At 40.0% G+C, this 22274-nt stretch carries 18 protein-coding genes and 1 rRNA gene; 2 read left to right on the forward strand and 17 right to left on the reverse strand.

Going from position 1 to position 22274, the window contains the following annotated elements:
* The 6 genes from BUF13_RS05925 to rpmH all read right to left on the reverse strand — a co-directional run.
* A 16S ribosomal RNA gene (locus BUF13_RS05925) occupies positions 1-73 on the reverse strand; the annotation flags it as partial.
* Positions 74-534: 461 nt separating this feature from the next.
* Complete coding sequence (locus BUF13_RS05930) at positions 535-1044, reverse strand: DUF2480 family protein (RefSeq protein WP_073570879.1); 510 nt, start codon at positions 1042-1044, stop codon at positions 535-537.
* Positions 1041-1721 (reverse strand): tRNA (adenosine(37)-N6)-threonylcarbamoyltransferase complex dimerization subunit type 1 TsaB, encoded by a 681-nt coding sequence (tsaB, locus tag BUF13_RS05935; protein ID WP_073570880.1) that lies wholly within the window; start codon positions 1719-1721, stop codon positions 1041-1043. Before tsaB ends, BUF13_RS05930 begins: the two co-directional genes overlap by 4 nt.
* Positions 1722-3383, reverse strand: a complete 1662-nt coding sequence (locus tag BUF13_RS05940) for a S41 family peptidase (RefSeq protein ID WP_073570881.1) — start codon at positions 3381-3383, stop codon at positions 1722-1724. It lies immediately after the preceding gene.
* Positions 3376-3765, reverse strand: coding sequence for a ribonuclease P protein component (gene rnpA, locus BUF13_RS05945; protein WP_073570882.1), 390 nt, complete (start codon positions 3763-3765; stop codon positions 3376-3378). The genes BUF13_RS05940 and rnpA overlap by 8 nt, the downstream gene beginning before the upstream one ends.
* Positions 3766-3813: 48 nt before the next feature.
* Positions 3814-3972: a 50S ribosomal protein L34 gene (rpmH, locus tag BUF13_RS05950; protein WP_073570883.1), complete on the reverse strand. Its 159-nt coding sequence runs from the start codon at positions 3970-3972 to the stop codon at positions 3814-3816.
* A gap of 150 nt (positions 3973-4122) precedes the next feature.
* On the opposite strand from rpmH, the gene BUF13_RS05955 reads away from it, so the two are divergent.
* Positions 4123-5763 (forward strand): M61 family metallopeptidase, encoded by a 1641-nt coding sequence (locus tag BUF13_RS05955; protein WP_073570884.1) that lies wholly within the window; start codon positions 4123-4125, stop codon positions 5761-5763.
* A 48-nt stretch (positions 5764-5811) separates the two neighbouring features.
* Here the strand turns inward: BUF13_RS05955 and BUF13_RS05960 are convergent, their stop codons facing one another.
* From BUF13_RS05960 to lpdA, 7 genes are all read right to left on the reverse strand, one after another.
* Positions 5812-7860: a M16 family metallopeptidase gene (locus BUF13_RS05960; protein WP_073571686.1), complete on the reverse strand. Its 2049-nt coding sequence runs from the start codon at positions 7858-7860 to the stop codon at positions 5812-5814.
* A 27-nt stretch (positions 7861-7887) separates the two neighbouring features.
* Positions 7888-9216, reverse strand: a complete 1329-nt coding sequence (locus BUF13_RS05965) for a M16 family metallopeptidase (protein ID WP_073570885.1) — start codon at positions 9214-9216, stop codon at positions 7888-7890.
* A gap of 203 nt (positions 9217-9419) precedes the next feature.
* Complete coding sequence (locus tag BUF13_RS05970) at positions 9420-10682, reverse strand: replication-associated recombination protein A (protein WP_073570886.1); 1263 nt, start codon at positions 10680-10682, stop codon at positions 9420-9422.
* Positions 10683-10726: 44 nt separating this feature from the next.
* The gene (locus BUF13_RS05975; protein WP_073570887.1) at positions 10727-11743 is read right to left on the reverse strand and encodes a threonine aldolase family protein; all 1017 of its coding nucleotides are present in this window, start codon (positions 11741-11743) and stop codon (positions 10727-10729) included.
* Positions 11733-12677, reverse strand: a complete 945-nt coding sequence (locus BUF13_RS05980) for a glycerophosphodiester phosphodiesterase family protein (RefSeq protein ID WP_073570888.1) — start codon at positions 12675-12677, stop codon at positions 11733-11735. Before BUF13_RS05980 ends, BUF13_RS05975 begins: the two co-directional genes overlap by 11 nt.
* A complete protein-coding gene (locus BUF13_RS05985) occupies positions 12670-13125 on the reverse strand; it encodes a DUF2721 domain-containing protein (RefSeq protein ID WP_073570889.1) in 456 nt (151 codons plus the stop codon). Before BUF13_RS05985 ends, BUF13_RS05980 begins: the two co-directional genes overlap by 8 nt.
* A gap of 107 nt (positions 13126-13232) precedes the next feature.
* On the reverse strand, positions 13233-14630 hold the full coding sequence (lpdA, locus tag BUF13_RS05990; protein WP_073570890.1) for a dihydrolipoyl dehydrogenase: 1398 nt from the start codon (positions 14628-14630) through the stop codon (positions 13233-13235).
* 293 nt (positions 14631-14923) lie between these two features.
* On the opposite strand from lpdA, the gene fabG reads away from it, so the two are divergent.
* Positions 14924-15670: a 3-oxoacyl-[acyl-carrier-protein] reductase gene (gene fabG / locus BUF13_RS05995; protein WP_073570891.1), complete on the forward strand. Its 747-nt coding sequence runs from the start codon at positions 14924-14926 to the stop codon at positions 15668-15670.
* 313 nt (positions 15671-15983) lie between these two features.
* On the opposite strand, the gene BUF13_RS06000 is transcribed toward fabG, so the two are convergent.
* From BUF13_RS06000 to BUF13_RS06015, 4 genes are read right to left on the reverse strand one after another with little or no spacing between them, the layout of a single operon-like run.
* Positions 15984-18407, reverse strand: a complete 2424-nt coding sequence (locus tag BUF13_RS06000; RefSeq protein WP_073570892.1) for a TonB-dependent receptor domain-containing protein — start codon at positions 18405-18407, stop codon at positions 15984-15986.
* Complete coding sequence (locus BUF13_RS06005; RefSeq protein ID WP_243839727.1) at positions 18385-19755, reverse strand: HTTM domain-containing protein; 1371 nt, start codon at positions 19753-19755, stop codon at positions 18385-18387. The genes BUF13_RS06000 and BUF13_RS06005 overlap by 23 nt, the downstream gene beginning before the upstream one ends.
* Entirely contained in the window at positions 19742-20878 is a 1137-nt protein-coding gene (locus BUF13_RS06010; RefSeq protein WP_073570893.1) for an imelysin family protein, read from the reverse strand. Before BUF13_RS06010 ends, BUF13_RS06005 begins: the two co-directional genes overlap by 14 nt.
* A gap of 51 nt (positions 20879-20929) precedes the next feature.
* Complete coding sequence (locus BUF13_RS06015; protein ID WP_211483460.1) at positions 20930-22000, reverse strand: DUF4856 domain-containing protein; 1071 nt, start codon at positions 21998-22000, stop codon at positions 20930-20932.
* Between the last annotated feature and the right edge of the window lie 274 nt (positions 22001-22274).

The raw sequence follows: 22274 nt of genomic DNA on the forward strand, positions 1-22274 counted from the left end.
AATCTCGTTCGACTTGCATGTATTAGGCCTGCCGCTAGCGTTCATCCTGAGCCAGGATCAAACTCTCCATTGTAAATTGTCTATTTGTACACGCTTACTCATAAAGTATATAAGCAAGCATCCCTGTCTTCACTCTCAGGTTATTATTTTTTTTCGCCTTACATCACTTCAAAGAACTTGATTCCAGTCGTTCCTGGATTCTGTCAAAAAACCGCCTTCACAGCCTGCTTTTCGTGTTTTTCTGTTTTTGTTTCCCGATCTCTTTCCGATTGGGTTTGCAAAGGTAGTAGAAGTTTTTTCAATCACAAAAACTTTTTGAAATTATTTTTTTCGCCGTTTCTGGATCTTTACCGATTCACTCAAAGCCCCCCAAGACCGCTCATCAGCTCACTCCGCCTTTTCAATCTTTTTCGCCGCCGTTCGCGTCGATTGGGAGTGCAAATATCCGAGAATTATCCGACTCCACAATACCCCAGTAGAAAAATTTTGGAAGTTTTTTGTAACTCACTGAAAACGAATAAAAAAAATATCAAATTAGCCTTTTGGCTTTTTGTACAAAGGAACTGTACTACAAGGTTCGCCATACATAATCGACTTTGCATGCTTTTGAACTAAAGAAATCAATCTTCCATAAGCATACATCGGAATAGGAAAATCACTACAACCTTTGATAACTACTGGGCGGTTTTCAAATACTTCAAAGTCGATTTTTGAAATAAAATCTTCAGAAATAAAATTCTCTAAGTCTTTCAAATCTCCAATCACGTAACCTTTTGCTACATTTTCCAGATAAGTAGCCACCAACATAAATGCCCAATTAGGAATAATGGCATCTGCGGTACAAGTTATTGCAACCCATTTATTAGAATATTCATCCCAAAACAGCTCTTTTAAAGCAGCCCGAAAATCCTTCTCTTTCAATATGAGCTCCTGGAACAAAAAAGGTTTCAAATCAAAAATGATTCTATCCTCCTTTGGATATCCTTCCTCTAGGTTGATTGTTGCTATTGAACTATTTGCTACCCTATTGACGATCTCTGTCATGACAACAATGGATTCTTTTTCGAATGAAGAGCTTTAAACTCCTTTAAATAGTTTGGAACAAAATAAGCTAAGTCCACGAACTCACCTTTTTCGTATTTCTTCCAAGCAATTTCTCCAACAGATTTTGATGAAACTTGGCTCTCCAAGAATATAGCATTTGGATGAGAGATAATAGATTTTGATTTTTCTACCCCATCTCCCACAAATGACACTTTCCCTTTTTCTAAAAATTCCGAATAAAGGTCCTCAGTTAGAATCTCTGATTTAAGCTCACGGACTACTTGCCCATCTATTCCAAAGACCTGACTATAAACTTCCATTCTCCTTGCATCCATCAAGGAAATAATAATAGGCGAATCATTGACCTGCTGAAAAGCCAAAGCTTCTAACGTATTTATAGCAATAAGCGGAATGTCATTAGCAAAGCAAATCCCTTTAGCTGTAGAAACCCCAATTCGAAGCCCAGTATAAGAACCAGGCCCTTCTGAAACAGCGACAGCTTTTAAATCCCTGATCGAAACACTAGATTCAATAATAACTTCCTCAATCAAGCCCATAATCTTTTGAGAATGGGCACCTCGTTCATTCACCTCACGAATGGACAAAAGCTGACCTGACTCATGAATAGCAACCGAGCAAATATCAGTTGCAGTCTCTATCGATAAAATCGGGGTCATTTATTTTGAGGATGCAGTTAATATTTGTGTGACTTTAGAAGGAGCATTCAAGACCTCTACCGCAGCTTTGACATCTGAATCATCATTAAGACTAGCTTCCACCATGCCTTCTTGGAAATAATAACGTGAGACGATCTCTTCCGAAATCACTTTTCTCACCTCGTCGGCATATGTCACCAAGTCTTGTTCTTTGCTATGATGAACTCTTTTTTCTAATGCCTCAATCTGATCTTTGATTTCATCATAATAAGGTGCCTTTTCAGCATTCTCCTTCAACTCATCCATTGACTTTTCCAGATAGGTAGTATAATCATACTCTTTCCCGTCAAGCCAAGCCACAAATTCATCATAGTCTTGATTTGAAATCTTAAATGATCTTGGGTCTGAAATGGATGGATGCCTATAAAAATATTCTGTCGCAAAATCAAAGACATGATTTCTCGCCACCAAACTATAAGTAATCGGAGCATATCTTTTGGACTCAACCTCCTCATCTGGTTCTATCCCAGCCCCATCGAGCACTATTCTCCCATTGGAAGTTTTAAATTCTTTTCTCAAAGAATCCGGAACTGAGACAATTTCTCCATTTTCCCTGCTTTGAGCATAATCGATTGCCTGTATACATCTCCCACTTGGAATGTAATATTTCGCAGTGGTGACTTTCATCTGGGCATTGTAGGTCAAAGGAATTGTAGTTTGCACCAATCCTTTTCCAAAAGATTTTCTACCAATCAAGACCGCCCTATCATAATCTTGTAAAGAACCGGCAACAATTTCAGAGGCAGAAGCACTTCTTTCGTTAATCAATACTACCATTGGAATATCCTTGTCAACTGGAGTCTTGGTTGTTTTATAGGTGAAATTCACATTCTCCAACTTCCCAATTGTCTTCACCACCTCTTTTCCCTTTGGAATAAATAGGTTGACAATCTCAATTGCTTCATTGACCAATCCACCTGGATTATCTCTCAAGTCAAAAACCAATTTCTCGATCCCTTGACTTTTCAAATCAACCAAAGCGTTCCTAACTTCATTAGATGCATTGGTGGTAAAATCACTTAATTTGATGTATCCAGTCTTATCATCCAGCTTTCCATAATAAGGAACATTCTTCAAGAAGATCTTTTTACGCATCAGGTTAAACTCCAAGGTATCTTGATCTCTTTTCACTTTCAGATAAACAGGAGTATTCGCTGGCCCTTTCAACAAATCAGAAACATCTGAAGTGCTTTTCTTAGTCACATCAACAGTATCTACCAAAAGCAATTGGTCGGCGATTTTCAATCCTGAGTTCTGCGCAGGAAAACCAGTATATGGCATGATGATGATGTTTCCTTCACCTCTACCACCAATTAATGCTCCAATCCCAGCGTATTCACCAGTGGTCAACATTCTAAAATCAGCAGACTCTTCTTCTGGAATATACTCGGTATAAGGATCAAGCTCCTCCAGCATTGCATTGATACCAATAGTCACCAATTCATCCGGATCGACGTCATCCACATAATAGGAGTCCAACTCCCTAACTAATGTGGCAAAAATGTCAATATTCTTCGCCAAAGCGAATAGCTTATCATTCTTTTCTTTAAAGGCAAAAAAACCAGTCACTAGCAAAGTGGCTCCTACAAAAACGAGAAGACGATTCTTCATTTTTTTATTCATGACTATCTATAGGTTCGGAAATTTGAGAGTTCAATTTAGAAAGGACTTGGCTTACTTTGGATGAAATCGAAGCATAGTCCATAGGTTCAGAAGCAACATAAACCAGTCCAATGTACAGAGGACCTACGGGATTTTGAAGTGAATGTTTGTTAAGCCTATAGGCTTCACGCATCCTACGCTTTACAAAATTCCTTTTTACGGCGCTTTTGATCTTTTTCTTTGAAACTGAAAACAGTACTTGGGTGGATTCAGTTTCCTCCCCGCCCTTTTTCAGATACAAAACCTTAAAGGGATATAAAAAAAAAGAGGAACCTTCGCTAAAAAGTTCCTTGATAGATTTTTGGGCATGAAGCCGCTCTCTCTTTTGAAGTCTGTAATTCATCGCAAGGACAGGATGCTTACTGCAACTTACGAAAACTACCTCGAAGAATTACTTCTTCAAGGTCTTTTCAGAGGAAACGGACAATTTTTTTCTCCCTTTTGCTCTTCTGGCTTTCAATACTCTTCTACCATTGGCAGTTGACATTCTTTCTCTAAAGCCGTGCTTGTTTTTTCTTTTTCTGCGAGAAGGCTGAAATGTTCTTTTCATGACTTATATCTTTAACTGATTTCTTTCTTTATATACTATTTTGGAATCTGCTCTAAAGGCTTACCCTCCAAAAAGGACTGCAAAGATATGCAGCCTTTTCTGAAATACAAACTACAGCTTTACATTTGTTGAAAGTCAATTGATTAAATAATGTTCGAATTCCACATTTCCACCCCAAATCCATGCTCTCAGTTCCTAGAAATCGAGCTTTCCATTCCAATTTCCTATTCAACAAAAATTTCACTCCAACTTCCTGCTTGGAGAGCAGGACGCTATCAATTGGCAAATTACGCTCAAAATCTCCGAAATCTCACCATCCAAAACCCTCAAGGTGAAACCATTAATTCATTGAAAACAAGTAAGGATTGTTGGGAATTCGCTGCCTCCACACCAGGAACGTACAAAGTCAAGTATAAATATTATGCTGCAAAAATGGATGCGGGCTCCTGTTGGGTAGATGATCAACAGGTCTATATCAACTTTGTCAATTGCTGTTTTGAAGTAAAAGGGGCTCTCAATTTGCCTTATCAAGTTCTTTTTATAGACAAAAACTACCCTAAAACTATTTGTACTCTCGAAAAATCAGACTCAGGCTATTTAGCAAATGACTTCCAATCGCTAGCGGATTCCACATTATTGGCTGCAAAAAAACTTACCAATTGGAAATACGGTGTTAATGAAACTGACTTCCATATTTGGATTCATGGAGAGGTGGCATTTTCTAAAGGTGACTTCTTAAAGGTTTTTCAAAAGTTTACTGAAACACAAATCCGGGATTTTGGAGAATTCCCTGAGAAAGAATACCATTTCATTTTTCAGCTTCTTCCTTATAAACATTATCATGGTGTTGAGCATCGGAAAGGAACAGTCATTACCTATGGTCCTGCCGAAAAACTTTCAGACAAAGAGGCCTTAGCGGACCTAATCGGCGTGAGTTCTCACGAGCTATACCATAGCTGGAATGTCTGCAGAATCCGTCCCATTGAAATCAACCCCTATGACTTTTCCAAAGAAAACTACACAGACGCAGGTTGGATTCTAGAAGGAATCACCACTTATATGGGTGACCTTTATCTATTAAAGTCCGAGTATTTCACGCTGGAAGAATATCTACTAGAAATAGAGAAAATCATCAATCGAGTCAGTATGAATTTTGGATGGAAAAACTCATCTATCCTTGAATCTTCATTTGATCTCTGGCTGGATGGATATCAAGAGGGAATTCCAGATAGAAAACAGAACATCTATGCAAATGGATGCTTGATTGCTTTGGCTTTGGATATTTCATTACTCAACCATGGTTCTTCCCTTTCTGAAATTATGAAAATTGCTTGGTTGAAATTTGGGTTGCCTCAAAAAGGATATCGACAATATTCCTTCTGGAAACTAGTAGAAAGAGTATCCAAAAACTGGGACTCTAAAAGCTTTTTCTCGAAATACATTTCTGGAAATCATTCCATCATTGATTTATTGAAAACCATGGTTTCTGAACTCGGATTTGAATTAACCGAAAAAGAAAATGATTCTGAACTGACCAACTTACTCGGAGTCGTTGAATCCGAAAAAAAGATCAAGAAAATCCATTCAGAAAGCCCTGCTTATTACCAATTAATGGTAGGCGATCAAGTTCTCGAACATGGGGTATCAGGATCAAAAATCAATCTCTCCATCAAAAGAATTAATGGACTTGAACTCAAGCTTTCATTCCCTGTCCAAAAAGAGCGATTTTACCCAAGCTATAAACTAGTAGTTATTCAAGAAACCGAACTTCAAAAAACTTGGAGAGCATAAAAAAAGCGGAGAGTAAACCCTCCGCTTTTCACGATTGTCTTTTTCTAATTATTTAAAATCATCCTCTGTCAAAGCAGGATTGATTTCAACATTGGAAACCTTCCCTTCCAGTGGAACCGGAATCATAGATGATTTGATTGTCCAAGTCATTGGAAGCATAACTCCCCCTTTTTCCTGATAATCTTTATAAAATGTGTCACCTGTTAAAGGATTTTCATTTTTGATTTTCAGACCAGTCTCGGCATCGTAATAATTGATCAATTTTGCTCCAGCAGGAGACTCCATCACCACTTTATAACCAGGTGTTCCATCCACATCTTTCAATCCTTCCAAAGTGGCTTTAAATCCTAGATCTTCTAGCCATGCTTCCGGGAAGAGATAAGAATTTACTTTTGCCTCATTAAATTGATCAGGAGTCAAGTCCATAGATTGTCCTTGAGCACTCACAGATCCGCTTTCTTCCAAAATTGAAGAAGTCTGCATCACATTGCCTGAAACCAAAGTCTTTTGGGCATATTTCCCACCATTGAAGTCATAAACCATCTCAATTGAAAGTGGTGTCCCCATTACGTCCGCATCAATTGACATAGATGCAGTCTTCACTGCTCTTGCATTTTCTTTTCCACCGATCGCATCAAGGTATTTTGCCAAAACGGTCTCTGCAGTTGCATCGGCATCAGCTGTCAATTCCTTCGCTTGAAAGCCCATGTTATCATACATGGTCACTTCACCAAACTGAGCCAATTTATCTTTGATTTCATCGGCATTACCAACTGCGGTGATGTAGAGTTTATTAGGGTCAATCAGCTTTTTCGCTGTTGCATTTACCTCAGCTACGGTAGTTCCATTTAGCTTTTGCAGATAAGTCTTGTAGTAATCAGCAGGCAAATCATATCGTTCAATGTTCAAAGCGAAATTCGCGATGGTAGTAGGACTTTCTAAAGATCTCCCAAATGAACCTGTCAAATAGGCTTTTGCTTTATCCAATTCTTCTTGAGTTACTCCTCCATCTACGATTTTATTGAACTCGTGAATAAATTCCACAACTGCTGAGTCAGTCACCTCAGTTCTAACTGCTGCATTGGCCGAAATCTCGCCTACCAATCGATCAGCTCCGATTGAGGAGTATGCTCCATATGTATAACCTTTGTCTTCTCTCAAATTCATGAACAATCTCGAAGAAGATCCTCCACCAAATATCTGATTCAAAAGACGGCTAGAAATATATTCTCCATCCCCAATAGATAATTCTACTGGCTGAACGATATCGATTACAGTCTGAACTGCCGCGGTACTACGATCAGAAAGACCTACCTCGTTTTTTGCGGGACGAACAGGAAGTTCATATTCAAACTTTGGCACATCTCCCGGCTTCCAAGCTGAGAAATATTCTTTTACCACTTTCTCGGCTTCTTTTTTATCCATATCACCTACAATCGCCAAGTATGCAATATTTGGCTTGAAGAAAGTATTGTAATAATCCTTTACATCCTGAACTGTCACATTCTTCACAGTTGCCTCAGTTTCTACTTCTCCATATGGATGGTCCTTACCATAAACCATAGCAGCGGCCATTCTTCCCGAAATCGCATTCGGATTGTCCTTACTTTGAGCCAAACCAGTTAAAGTTTGCTTTCTCAACTTCTCCAATTCTTCCTCAGGGAAAACTGGATTGTACAGCACGTCCGTCATCAAATCCAAAATCTTGGTTTGATGTTTTTTCAATGCAGATGCAGAAATAGAAGTAGAACTTGCTCCCAAACTAGCTCCTATAAAATCAATTTCTTCATCCAATTGATCTTTGGTACGAGAAGTTGTTCCTGAAGTCATCATCTGTCCTACAAATCCGGTAAGACCGGCTTTATCTCCTTCAAACAAAGGATCCCTGTCCAAAATCAGCGTAAATGCAACTCTTGGGAGTTTGTCATTTTTCACCAAAAAGACTTTCAGACCATTATCCAAGGTGAAAGTTTCGGCATCAGAAATCTTGATCTCTGGCGCTGGACCTGGCTCTGGGAATTTGCTTCTATCAACTTGTGAAAAAGCAAGGGAGGCCACAAAAAAGGCCATGAAATAGGTTAAAATATATCTTTTCATTGATTTGCTATTTTGAAGTTGAAACAATTATTGAGCACCGTCTTTAGGCTTAGGAAGGTAATAAAGCACCACTCTCCCAGTCAGGTTCAAATACTCATTTGCAACACGCTTGATATCAGCTTGGGTTACTTTGCTATAGTTCTCCATGGTTTTGTTGATGTAATCGGTATCACCATAAATCACATGAGCTTCCGCCAAATTCTGACCAATCCCAGACATCGATGAGTTGCTACTTACGATGTTGTTTTCCATGATATTCTGAAGCTTCGCAAAATCCTGATCAGAAATCCCTTCCTCTTGAACCTGCTTAATCAACTTATCGATTTCACTTTCCAAATCTTCAGGAGCCACCCCCATATTGGTGATTCCATACATGATGAATAATCCACCATCTTCCAATTCCAAAGGAATAGCAGCCACTGCTAATGCTTTTTGCTGCTTATCCACCAACTCTTTTGTCATCAAAGAAGAATTCCCACCTGTCAAATAGGTTGAAAGCATATTCATCGCATAAGAATCCGGGCTAGTTTGCTTTGGTAAATTATAAGCTTGAATTACCGCAGGGATCTGAATATTATCATAAATCACATCTCTGATTTCCTCAGTCTTCTTAGGCTCAACAATATTCGGTCTGTAGATTTCTTTGGTTCCTTTCGGAATCTCAGAGAAATACTCTTTCACCCATTTTTCAGTCTGGCCATAATCAATGTCCCCAGCAATGGTCAACGTTGCATTATTAGGCACATAAAAATCTTTGTAAAACTGCTGAAACTCTTCAATCTGAGCAGCATTCAAATCATCTAATGAACCAATTGGAGCCCAACGGTATGGATGTGCCGAATATGCCCTTTTTAAAGTTTCAGGAAGGATGGTACCATAAGGTCTATTTTCATAACTCTGGCGATATTCTTCTTTTACCACCTCACGCTGAGTTTCTACACCTGTCAAATCAACTTTGGAATGTAGCATACGCTCACTTTCCATATAAAGAGCCAATTCCAGTTCATTAGAAGGCAAAGTCTCATAATAGAAAGTAATATCATTAGAGGTAAACGCGTTTAATGTTCCACCTCTTCCTTGGATAATATTCATGTATTGGCCTCGATCAATGTTGTCGGTTCCCTCAAACATCAAATGCTCAAAGAAGTGTGCGAAACCTGTTCTATCAGGCTGTTCATTCTTTGATCCGACATGATATAGAACTGAAGTATTGACAATCGGCGTTGAATTATCCTGATGCATGATCACATGCAATCCATTGTCCAAGGTAAATTCCTTGAACTCAATTTTGTTTTGGGCAAGCACCGGAGTACATAAAACTCCAGCAAGCAAGCCAAAAGCTGCAATTTTTCTCATGGTAAAAATTTAGGGTTTGTTTCTGTAATAGTAGATCGTAATTGGATAGAATTTGTTCAAATGTCCAGTATTGAACGAATGGAAGCAATTTCGAACATTATTGTAGGGACAAGAACAATTTTTCCCTTAAAAAATCATAAATGTCCCGAATAAAAAAATTAGTAGCTAATTTTTAGCAGAAATTATTAGTTCATGGATTGATCTCAATAACCATATTTATCCACCCATTTGGATTTCAAATACCTTCTCAGCTCGTTTTCACGGGCATTATCTCCAGGATCATAAAGTTTAAGTCCTTGGATCTCATCCGGTAGAAATTCCTGATTCACAAAATTCCCGGGGAAATCATGAGAGTATTTGTAAGCTTTTCCATAATTCAAATCCTTCATCAATTTCGTTGGAGCATTTCTCAGGTGAAGAGGAACAGATAAATCTCCAGTCTCTCGAACCAAAGCTTGAGCTTTCCCAATCGCCATATAAGCTGCATTACTTTTCGGAGAGCTCGCCAAATAGGTCACACATTGTGAAAGAATAATTCTCGATTCTGGATAGCCGATCATCTTAACTGCCTCAAAACAGTTAGTAGCCAACAATAATGCATTTGGGTTGGCATTTCCGATATCCTCAGAAGCTAAAATCACCAACCTTCTAGCTATAAACTTCACGTCCTCTCCTCCTTCGATCATTCTTGCCAGCCAATAAACTGCGGCATTTGGATCGGATCCACGAATGGATTTGATGAAAGCAGAAATGATATCGTAATGCTGTTCACCAGATTTATCATAAAGAGCCACTTTTTGCTGTGCAATTTGCATGACCTTTTCATCGGTAATCACACAGGGATTTTCATTGATCCCATCAATTACGATCTCCAGCAAATTCAAAAGCTTTCTCCCGTCCCCACCTGAAATTCTCAGCAAGGCATCGCTTTCTTTCAGTTCAACCTGAATTTTCTTCAAATCCACGTCCTTTTCCAAAGCTTGCTGAATCATAGCTTCCAATTCCGGTTTACCCAATGAATTCAGCGTAAAAACCTGACATCTTGAAAGCAATGCAGCATTAACTTCAAAAGATGGATTTTCAGTTGTAGCACCGATCAATCGGATAATACCTTTCTCTACAGCTCCTAGCAAAGCATCCTGCTGAGATTTATTGAAGCGATGGATTTCATCAATAAAAAGAACCACTCCCTGCTGGAATCGGGCTTTTTCAATTACCTCACGGATATCCTTCACCCCAGAGCTGATTGCACTCAGGGTATAAAAAGGAGCCTTAATTTCGTTGGCAATAATATTGGCAATAGTAGTTTTACCCACTCCTGGAGGTCCCCACAATATCAAGGAAGGGACATTTCCAGATTTGATAGCTTTAAAAAGAAATGAGTTAGGTGAGGACAAATGATCCTGCCCAATAAGATCTTCTAATCGAGTGGGACGCATTCGTTCTGCCAGTGGAGTTGAGTTCATCTATGAATACTCTTATTCAATGGAAATTAATTGAGATTTGCCTCTTAGAAGATACCCTTGATTCTCTTTTCAAACTCAATCAAATGCTCATCTGTGAAATCTAAATGAGTGACAAAGCGAACCAAATCCTTCCCAAATTTGACTGATTTGATATTTTGGTCTGCCAATTTACCCATAAATACTTCCGGACTCAATCCATCCAATCGGGCTATGACAATATTTGTCGTAACAGGGAAGATTTCTGAAACTACCGGTAGTTTCGATAGAATGGTTCCCAAAGTTCTAGCTCTGGTATGATCTTCTTTCAATCGATCTACGTGATGATTCAAGGCATAGATTCCTGCTGCCGCCAAAAATCCAGCTTGTCGCATACCTCCGCCAAATACCTTCCTGACCTTTCTGGCTTTTTTGATAGCAGTTTTAGATCCTAAAAGAACTGATCCAACTGGACAGCCTAAGCCTTTGCTCAAACAAATAGAAATTGTATCAAACTCAGCTCCCCAATCCGCAGGACTTTCTCCAGTCTCAACTAGCGCATTGAAAAGTCTCGCCCCATCCAAATGGAAATTGATTCCATTTTCTTGACAAAGAGCTTGAATCGGTTTGATCTCATCCAAGGTATAAATGCTACCTCCACCTTTGTTCATTGTATTTTCCAGAGAAACCAAGGTAGTCTCAGGTGCATGTACATCATCAGGATTAATTACATCAGCTACTTGAGCCGCAGTGATTTTCCCCAATTTTCCAGGCAAAAGCTTCACCGAAGCCAGTGAATTGGCCATAATCCCCCCTCCTTCATAGAGATAAATATGAGAATGTTCATGACAGACCACTTCCGTCTGAATACCGGTATGAAGACGAATTGCAATCTGATTGGTCATAGTTCCGGAAGGGCAATAAATAGCAGCATCCATACCGAACATCTTAGCAATTTTCTCCTCCAAAGCATTGACGGTCGGATCTTCGCCAAATACGTCATCTCCAATCGGAGCTGAAAACATTGCCTCTTTCATCCCCGGAGTTGGCCGGGTCACAGTATCACTTCTTAAATCAATCAACATGGGTAAAATAGGGTGATTTTGAACTATTAGATGGACTTAAACTTTTTAAAACTTTTGCAGCTTCTATAGGTCTATCGGTGGCTAGGATATCAGCTCCTTTCTGAACAAATGAAGCATAAATTTCATCTCCCCTTCGCTCGGCCATTTTATCCAAGTTACCCAAGACTCCAAGAATTGTAAAAGCTCCTTTTTCATGGATGGCTTTATTAAACTCTGGCTTTCTCTCAGCAATTCCGGTAAAAGCTATCACTCTAGTCCAGGGAATTCCAGTTTCTTCAAATCTTCGAATCTCTTCTTCATTTCGGATAGTCACAGATAGCATCAGCTCAGGAGCCAAATAATGAAGTTTTTTTGCCGCAGGAAATGTGTAAGAAATCAAAGCTGCATAAGACTCCGATTCAGTTTCCCGAACTGCATCAACAACCATTTCAAAAGGAACTGACTTTTTGATATCTACTGTCAAAAGAGCTTTCCCCTTACTCCAGTTCAAAGCTTCTTCCAAAGTCGGAACTTTGAAGCTTGTCTTTTTCCCATCATTATCTTCCAAGAAAAGCCCTTGAATATATTCATAGGTCACATTCTCAACTTTGCCTGTCCCGGTTGTCGTTCGGTCCAATTCATCATCATGCATCAAGACCAAAACAGAATCTTTGGTCATAGCCACATCCAACTCGATAATAGCCGGAGTGTATTTCAGCACATTTTCAAAGGTCTCAATAGCATTTTCTGGGAAACCAGGATAGGGCCCTCCACGATGAGCAGAAACCATCGGGATTCGATCTGAAGTCCAGGTATAAAATTGTCTAGTTTCATCCAGATTGATTAATCGGATATAATGATTTCCCTCGGCTGAAACTGAAGCACTTTCTCCAGATTTGCTTTGGCAGCCAAAGACTAGTAAAAGGGAAAGAATCCCTCCATATATTTTATTCATTCTTTTTATTCTCTTTTTTGAAAAGGAAATCCAGACTTCCCGATCTTTTTTCGAAAATCTCCTCCATATCAGCCAATTCCAGATTCAAGGCTTTGGTAGAAATCTGAATTTCTATCAAAGACAAACCCAAAGCAATCAGCAAAGAAGCCATACTTCCCACAAAGACCCAATTGGCAGCGGATGTAAATCCGTGAAACAACAAATACATACAAACAACACATAATAAGAAGCTAAATACTCCGAAAAGCTGCATGTTTTTGATCAATGAAAGTCGCTTACGGAGATTATGGATCTGCTCGACAATCATTTCCTCATCCGGGTTTTCATTGAATTTGGTATGCAAACCCCGAATCAAACTGGCGATTGCCAAAAAGCGATTGGTGAATGCCAACATCAATAAGGTGATGGCAGAAAAAAGCAAGGCTGGGGTTGAAAGTTGGAGTTCCATTCTGTTGAATTGGTTAAACTTGGTTTGAGCTCTTCTAAGTTCAGAAAAATCACGAAAAAAGCCCGCTTTTTAAAACGGGCTTTCAAATTGTATCTAATGAAGGTCTATTACAAGTGGATCACCTCATCATATGCAGCAGCCGCAGCTTCCATCACCGCTTCTGACATGGTTGGGTGAGGATGAACAGTTTTGATCAATTCATGACCAGTAGTCTCCAATTTACGAACAGCAACGATCTCAGCGATCATTTCAGTTACATTGGCACCGATCATATGAGCACCCAAAAGCTCTCCGTATTTCTTATCGAATACCAATTTCACGAAACCGTCTTTTGCGCCAGCTGCAGAGGCTTTACCTGATGCTGAGAATGGGAACTTACCGATTCTCAACTCATAGCCAGCTTCTTTTGCTTTTGCCTCAGTCATACCCACAGAAGCGATCTCTGGAGAACAGTAAGTACATCCTGGGATGTTGCCATAATCCAAAGGCTCTGGAGTATGACCTGCGATTTTTTCAACGCAAATAATTCCTTCAGCAGAAGCTACGTGTGCCAATGCTGGACCAGGAATTACATCACCAATTGCATAGTAACCTGGCATATTGGTTTTGTAGTATTCGTCTACTTTGATTTTTCCTTTGTCTACCAAAATTCCAACATCTTCCAAGCCGATGTTTTCCAAATTAGAAACAACACCTGCAGCAGAAAGAACTACATCACATTCTAAAGTTTCTTCACCTTTAGCAGTTTTCACAGTCACTTTGCAACCAGTACCTTTGGTATCTACCCCAGTAACTTCAGAAGAAGTCATGATGGTCATACCTGCTTTCTTGTAGATTTTTTCCAAAGTCTTAGAAACCTCTGCATCTTCTACAGGAACGATTCTATCCATGAATTCCACGATAGTTACTTCAGTTCCGATGGAGTTATAGAAATATGCGAATTCTACTCCGATAGCACCAGAACCTACAACCACCATTTTCTTAGGCTGCTTAGCCAAAGTCATTGCTTCACGGTATCCAATGATTTTCTTACCATCCATTTTCATAGAAGGCAATTCTCTAGATCTCGCACCTGTTGCAATGATGATATTGTCAGCGGAATAAACAGTTTTGTTACCGTCTTTATCTGCTACTTCTACCTTTTTGCCAGGCTGAACTTTACCCCAACCAGCGATGATCTCAATTTTGTTTTTCTTCATCAAGAAGTTAACACCTTTGGACATGCCATCAGCAACTCCTCGACTTCTTTTGACCATTCCATCAAAATCAGCTTTGGCATCTTTTACAGTGATTCCGTAATCCGCAGAGTGATTGATGTATTCGAATACCTGAGCACTTTTCAACAAAGCTTTGGTAGGAATACAGCCCCAGTTAAGACAGATACCTCCCAATTCAGCTGCTTCAACGATAGCAGTTTTCAAGCCCAATTGAGATGCACGGATAGCAGCTACATAGCCACCTGGTCCGCTTCCCATTACGATTAGGTCAAATTTGGTAGAAGACATATATTATTTCGGTTTTATAACGATTTGAAACTATGCAAAAATAGACCTTTTGGCTTCAGAAAAAAATTTGGAAAAAGCCCTCCAAATCATTCAAAACCTAGCTTTAATCAGCTCAAGCGAGAATTGACCAAATGAATTTTGGACAGAAATCAATTGACTTGCAAAATATTCTATAATTTCACGCAAGACCAGATTTATCCATTGAAAATCCAGACATTTTGAAATGTAATTTCTACGGAAACGATTCTTCTGGCTTTTTTTCTAATTTTGGCAAAACAAAATTTTAATAATTCATGGGTTTACTTTCAGGAAAAACCGCATTGATCACCGGAGCCTCTAAAGGAATCGGAAGAGCCATTGCTATCAAATATGCTCAGGAAGGAGCAAATGTCGCTTTTACTTATTTGTCCTCTGTTGAAAAAGGACAAGCATTGGAATCTGAATTAGCTGAATTTGGCGTGAAAGCCAAAGGCTACCGCTCCGATGCATCTGATTTCAAAGCTGCTGAAGATTTGGTAAACAGTGTAGTGGCGGACTTTGGTGGGTTGGATATTTTGATCAACAATGCAGGAATCACCCGCGACAACTTGTTGATGAGAATGACTGAAGAGTCTTGGGATGAAATCATGAATGTAAATTTGAAGTCTTGCTTCAACACCGTAAAGGCAGCGACTCGTACCATGATGAAAGCCAAAGCCGGATCTATAATCAATATGACTTCAGTAGTCGGTGCCAAAGGTAATGCCGGACAAGCAAACTATGCAGCTTCTAAAGCAGGCATCATCGGTTTCTCCAAATCCGTTGCTTTGGAATTGGGATCCAGAAACATCCGTTGCAATGCCATCGCACCGGGCTTCATCGAAACTGAAATGACTGAGGTTTTGGATGAGAAAACTGTGCAAGGATGGAGAGAAGCTATTCCAATGAAAAGAGGTGGAAAGCCTGAAGAAATCGCAGATGCATGTGTGTTCTTGGGGTCAGACATGAGTACCTATATCTCTGGTCAAGTGCTTCATGTCAATGGAGCGATGTATACTTAATGATTTGAGATTTGAAATTGAAAATTTGAGATTGGAACGGCTGGGGAAACTCAGTCGTTTTTTCGTATGGATCAAGGAAGCCTTTTCACATTTGGTATTCGCTAAAAATTAAAATGCCCGAAACCATTCGAGGCGATTTTAATTTACAACTTGTATTGGAATGTCAGATAATTTGAGATTTGAAATTGAAAATTTGAGATTGGAACGGCTGGGGAAACTCAGTCGTTTTTTCGTATGGGTCAAGGAGGCCTCTTTACTTTTGGTATTTGCTTAAAATTAAAATAGCCCCGAGATTATTCGAGGCTAATTGGATTTACAACTTGTACTGGAATGTCAGATAAAATCCCCTACCGTCAGAAGGCAGTATCCCGGGGCCAGGATATCCTGTAGCACGGCGGGTAAAATAGGCAGCGTTTGCCAAATTGTTTATGGACCCCTCCAGCTTAAACTTTGACCAGGAATAGCTGGTACTGAAGTCCAGCACTCCGTATGGCCTGATCACCCCGACCACCGCAGAGACACCTCCAGAAGTGGCATTGGTAGCATCGGTAAATTGCTCTGAAAGATAGGCATACTGCAAGGAAGACCTCCATTTTTTATACATCACCGCGGCTCCTGCTTTGAAATTGATTGTGGGTACAAATTCAACTCTATTCCCTTTCACACCAACCACTTCGCTCTTTTTATACTGCGAATCAATCAAGGCTACATTGGAGAAAATGGACATATTCCAAAAATCACTTTTTGGCAAAATCAAATCAGTAAACTTCCACTCTCCATAAAACTCCAATCCCCGAATCAATGCCTGTCCAATATTGGTTCTTTTCCGAAGAACACGATTTGATTCATCATAAAATTGAACCTCCCCGATTCGGTTGTTATAGTTGAGCAGAAATAAACTCAAATCATAATTAAAATTCCCTGCTTTCTCAGACCTGATACCCATATCGATGGAATACCCTTTTTCATCTTCCAGATTTTGATCAATGACGGAGGAAGGATTGGAAATCCTCATATCACTGAAGGTGATGGAGCGGTAGTTTTGTGAAGCATTTGCATAAGCTTCCCATTTGGTATTTGGTTTGAAACTAAACCCTATGCCTCCGATAACGAATTGTCGGGAACTGACCCTGAATTCCTCTTGTCTGTCAAATTCAATGATATTTCCAGCAAGATCCCTGTACACGTTTCCATAATATCCGTCTGCAGTAGTCTTGATTTTTTCAAAGCGCAGTCCGGGCGTAATGGAAAATTTCTCATTGACATAGAGAATATTTTCAATAAATACGGACCCATTTCTATTCGGGAAACGGTAGTCATAAAATATGTTTTCTTCTCCTGCAATATATTCGAAATCCGCATCACTTCCTGTGCTGCCGAAGCCCTGCCTGCTGTGGTTGAATCCATGATAATAGCGAGTTCCTACCAATCCAATAGACTGCATCCCTCCAATCTGGTAGCGATGTAAATAGCGGGCTTCAGCTCCCCAATTTTGAAACTCCCCCTTGATCAGATCACGTTCGCTCCCATCATCAATGGTCGCTACCCTATTGGGACGGAAACCTACCGAATACCTTTTAGCATCCAGTCCAAAAAACCTCAAATTGACAGAATTGGAGACATCAAACTGATGGTCTAAATGAAGTGCCCACAAATTCCAGTCTACATAAAACCAATTCCTTTCGCGGTTGCTTTGTCTTGGATTTTCATCAAACATGTCATCGGATAAGCCACCAGGTTGCTGGGCGAGGTAATTCATTTTCGTCACATCGATTCCAATTTTGGTCTTTTCCGAAATCTGATAGTTCAAATTCAGATAGGCATTGTGATTTTCAAATTCGGAATTCGGTCGCCACCCATCTCCTCTTTTAAATTGATAAAAGGCATAATAGCTCAACTTGTCCACCGTGCCCGATCCGCTAAAGAAACCATTATAAAAGCCAAAGGAGCCTCCAGTTTGGCGGGTTAGAAATTCGAATTTTTTATCCTCCACCGGTTGTTTCATCACAAAATTGATGAGACCTCCGAATTGGGTTCCATATTGAAGAGAAGCTGCCCCTCTGACAATTTGAATCTTTCCAATTGCTTCCATGGGAGGCGTGTAATAGCTCTCCGGATAGCCCAAAGCATCTGCGGAAATATCATATCCATTTTGTCGGGTATTGAAATTGGAGGTTCTATTGGGATCCAGCCCTCTTCCCCCGATACTCAGCTGGATTCCCGCACCGTCATTTTCCCAAATATTTAATCCGGCAACTTTGGAATAAACCTGTCGGGCATTGTTGGTGGCCAGGTTTGCAGTCATATTTTCAGGAATAATAACCTCGGACTTTTTACCCTCGTAGAGCCCCATATTTTCGATTCCCCGCATCCTAGCCAATCCAAAATCCACACCGGATTCTGTGATCACCGCCTCACCCAGCTCCTGCTCCTGAGTTTCCAGATAGATCGTAACAGATTCGTTTTTCCCATTCAGCTGAACTTCCAGATTTTTATACTTGTAAGATTCGCTTGTGAAATGAAGCGTGTATGTGCCGTTTTTCAAATTTTCAAAAACAAACTCTCCTCTGGAATTGAGATCTACCAATTGAGCTCCCTCATTGAGATAGACGATACAATTCTGAACAGGCTTTTGTGATTCTTGAGAAAGCACCTTCCCGCTAATTTTGAATTGCGCCAATAAAGCCATGGGGACAAACAGCAAAGCCAATGTATTAAAGACCTTTAATCTCATCATCTAAATTTTCAATCCAATCTTTGTGTCTCAATGACTCTTTTTCAAGGGCCAAATTGACATCTGGTTTAAGCAATCTTTTACCTCTTCTTCCATTCAGCGAAACATAGGTGTCCGCATAGACTTCTGGGTTTACCCAACCCAAGCTTTCGAAGTGATCTCTTAGAATATGTGCATATTCCAAGATCATATCCGGCTGCGTGGCCATCATTTTTTCCTGAAGGGGAGTTAGAAAATCTTTGTTATTCACCTGGGCAAGGCTGCCTTCTTGATCTTTCACCAAAAATGTCGCTTCTCCATTTTTTTCCATCAGCATGACTCGCCAGGAAAACCGATAGCCCTCCTCAGTCCAAAAGAGCTCTCCGGGATATGCCATGTATCTAAATGGCAAAAGGAATTGAACCAAAAAAAACAGTGAGAAAAGAGAAAGAATCACTTTTCGAGGGAGGCTGGAATATTGAAAAACTCCAACAAAATGATTGCCTTTTCCTCCAAACCAATGCTGGATTTTCTGCAAAACCCTCTCATGAAAACTACCTGAAAAGAAAATCAATCCTGTTCCAATCATGATATAAGGGAACATGCCGATCGGGAACAAAACCGAAGTCATCAAATGAAACAGAACGACCATTGCATAAGCCCAAACTCTTGTTTTCTTTTTCCAAAGCAAAAATCCAATACTCAAATCGTAGAGACAACCTATCCAGCTAAAAGCATAGGCTACCCAGGTTTGATTCAGCAAGGTCCCTATCCAGGGAAGGTCATTTTTGGCGGGCAACCAAATTTTCATGGGAAGTGCTTCAACAAGCCAATCAGAATTGATTTTGGCCAAGCCCGCAAAGAAATATAAAATCAGCACCATGAGCTTGATGCTGTCTGTGGTCCATTGGGGAATCCTATTCACTTGTAGATGGGGATTCCTTTTGGCATCCACTGAATACATGCAATTGGCCGGCAAGAAAATCATCAGAAAACTGATGAGACTGATAAAATAATAATGATTGAGATAAGTAGACTTATCCAATAATTCGATGTAGGTGAAAGTCAGAAAAAAACCGACACTGGCAAGCCTATACCAAAGACCTGCAGCCATCAGGACAGCAAATAGGATGGCAGCGGCAAAAAGCAAATAGGTAAATGAACCCAGGGGTTTGACCCACTCAAATCCATAAAAAGTAAAATGATAAGATGGATTGAGGTATAATTCCTCAATCCATCCCTTGGCCCAAAAGCGGGCAATACTGGCAACCATTAAAACCCCAAACATCATCCTAAAAACCACCAAAGGGGCTGCGGATGATGTTTGACCTAAATAATGGGAAATCGAACCTTTCAGGTTAGTCACCATCATTATCCGTATAGGTGATCGTAATACTCATGGCAGAACTCATATCCACTTTGAGCATTCTAACCAACTTTTGCATCTCAGTATGAACTTCGATCATCGCAGAATTATCTGTGCTAATTTGATCCTTAAGATTTGGATTCAGCGCATTCAATTTGTTTTGAACCAACTCAAATTGAGCCAAGACATCCGAAGACAGCAAAGTTCCCGTACTCGGGTCTTTTGCTTCTATTCCGTTCAAATAAGACTTGAATGATGCTCCGGTCCCGGTGGAAGATTTACCGGAAAAGAAATCCATACTTGCCCGATTGGCAGTGATCGCCAATTCTCTACTGATACTTGGGTAATAAAAGGATTCGATTTTATCAGGATTGACATTTCCGCCCGTTGCGATCGTGGCACCAGAAGGGATTCCAATTTTTCCGGTTCGGACATGTCTTTCATAATATAGGGTGAATGCATTCACCATACCTCCTGTGGAAGAACCTATATCAAGTCCGGTTTTGGAAATAAACTGTTCTCTGTAACCAGATTTCCAGGAAACCAATACCTGAGAAAGAAGCTCATTCATCCGACCCACCAGAGTCATCAGGTAATCCAACCTTTGTTGGCCTTCAGATTCATCCAAGTAAAACGCCAATACATCCCCTTCCTCAGCGGCTACTCCATTGATCAGGTAATCCAGAGCAGGGAAACCCTGTCTGGAATAGGAGGCCGGTAGATTCAAATTGTAGCTTTCCTGACTGATATTGGAAGTGATCCCTTCTATATCCGCAGGGTAAATATTAAAGAAGTTTCTTAAGGTAACTTGTTCTGCTGGTCCAACTTCAAACATTTCAACCTCTTGCCAGGAAATGTAAGCTGCTTTCAAAGCTTCTCTTAAATCCTGTAGACTTTGGGTCGTAGGTTCCTGCTGAAAGTCCCCCGCTTCGGTTTTCAGTACTTGAAATTTTTGATCAAATCTCTCATACCCCGGAATAATAAAGGAATCAGCCCAATTGGCAAGCAAGACCTCACGATCCAAATTAGAATCAGTGGGTTCATCTTTTTCTGAATCTTCCACACATCCAAAGGATAGGAATGAAAGGCTCAGAATAAACAGAAAAGGCTTTAAAATCTGATTTTTCATAAAGTAGAATCTAACGAATCTGACAAGTATGGTTCAACCGATATTCCTGGATTATTGAATATTGAATTTTGCTTTGATAGCAGTTTCTGCGGCACTGATTTTTGCAGCATCCAAATCCCAGAAGCCATTTGCACTACCGACAAGATTCAAAAGGATCAAATCAGAGAAAGTCGCATCTGCATTGAAAGTAGTGGCATAGCGAAGAGAATAAATAAACCCGATCCCTTCGGCAATGGCATGGGCTCTTCTGTCATCAGAATCGGCAGTTCTCCATTTTCCCAAATATCCCAATGCCGCATTGGCCAAAGCCTTTTCCATTTCAGCTTTGATGATGTTGGCTTGCTTTTCTACTTCTGTAAGATCATTGTTGACGATAGCAACACGCCCTCTTAAAAATGCAGGGTAGATCAGGGGATAGCCGGATTTGTTGTATTCCCAAAGGTAGGCTCCAAGACCAAACTCGCTTACTTCACCTTTTTGAGATTCGGTATAGCCGTCCAGATAAATCTCTTTTTTCGTCAGCATTCCATAGGCCACATCCCAATTATGCTCCAATGCAGTAAAATTCTCTGAAGAAACGAGAGTGCTGTTGTCAGCAGAAAGTCCCGTTGTCAACAAGACATTTCCGATATAATCCAATTGATAAGCGCCTATCAATGACTTCTGAAGAACTTGAGCCAATTCAATTCCCTGCTCATCCAATAGATAGTTTCCTAATTTCCCTGCTTGATTGATTTCTGCAGTCATCCCAAGGGACTGACTTGCTGCCTCCAATTTGGCAAACAACAATTCTAAATTCGCCTGGGCAGCCTCTATCTCAGAATTGGAACGGGAAGATGCTACTCTATCCATTATGCTAAAGTCAGCACCCGATAAAGCCGAAAGGTCATAACCGGATCCAGTCAGATCAAGGAATCCATTTCCTGTATTATAGGCAATGGAGGACGCAATGGATGCATCAATAGGCGTTCCTGTACTGACTGAATTGGTAATGTAATAGTTCAAGGCTTGGAACATTTTCAATCCAAGAGTTCCTTCTTCTTTGCTGACGGTTGTATTCCCCTCCACATCAACAAACTGCTCTGAATAGCCTTTGCTTGTCGACACGGCAGAGTACTCCATTGCCGACCTAAGGTTTGGATTTTCATCCTCAGAAGAACATGACATTGTGGTGAACAGCACAGCTGCTCCAACTAGAACTTTTGAAAAATTTAAGCTTTTCATTTAGATAGATATTGTAATTAATCAGGATTTCGGGTGGCAAATATATTTATTTAGACTTATTCAAAACAAGTTATTTAGAAAAAATCCAAATAAAATTTAACTATCAAAAAATAACCTGAACCCAAGTGAAAAAATATTTAAACTGCTGTTAATCAAAACAATCCGACACATT

It is taken from the genome of Algoriphagus zhangzhouensis, assembly GCF_900148515.1.
Classification (GTDB): Bacteria; Bacteroidota; Bacteroidia; order Cytophagales; family Cyclobacteriaceae; genus Algoriphagus; species Algoriphagus zhangzhouensis.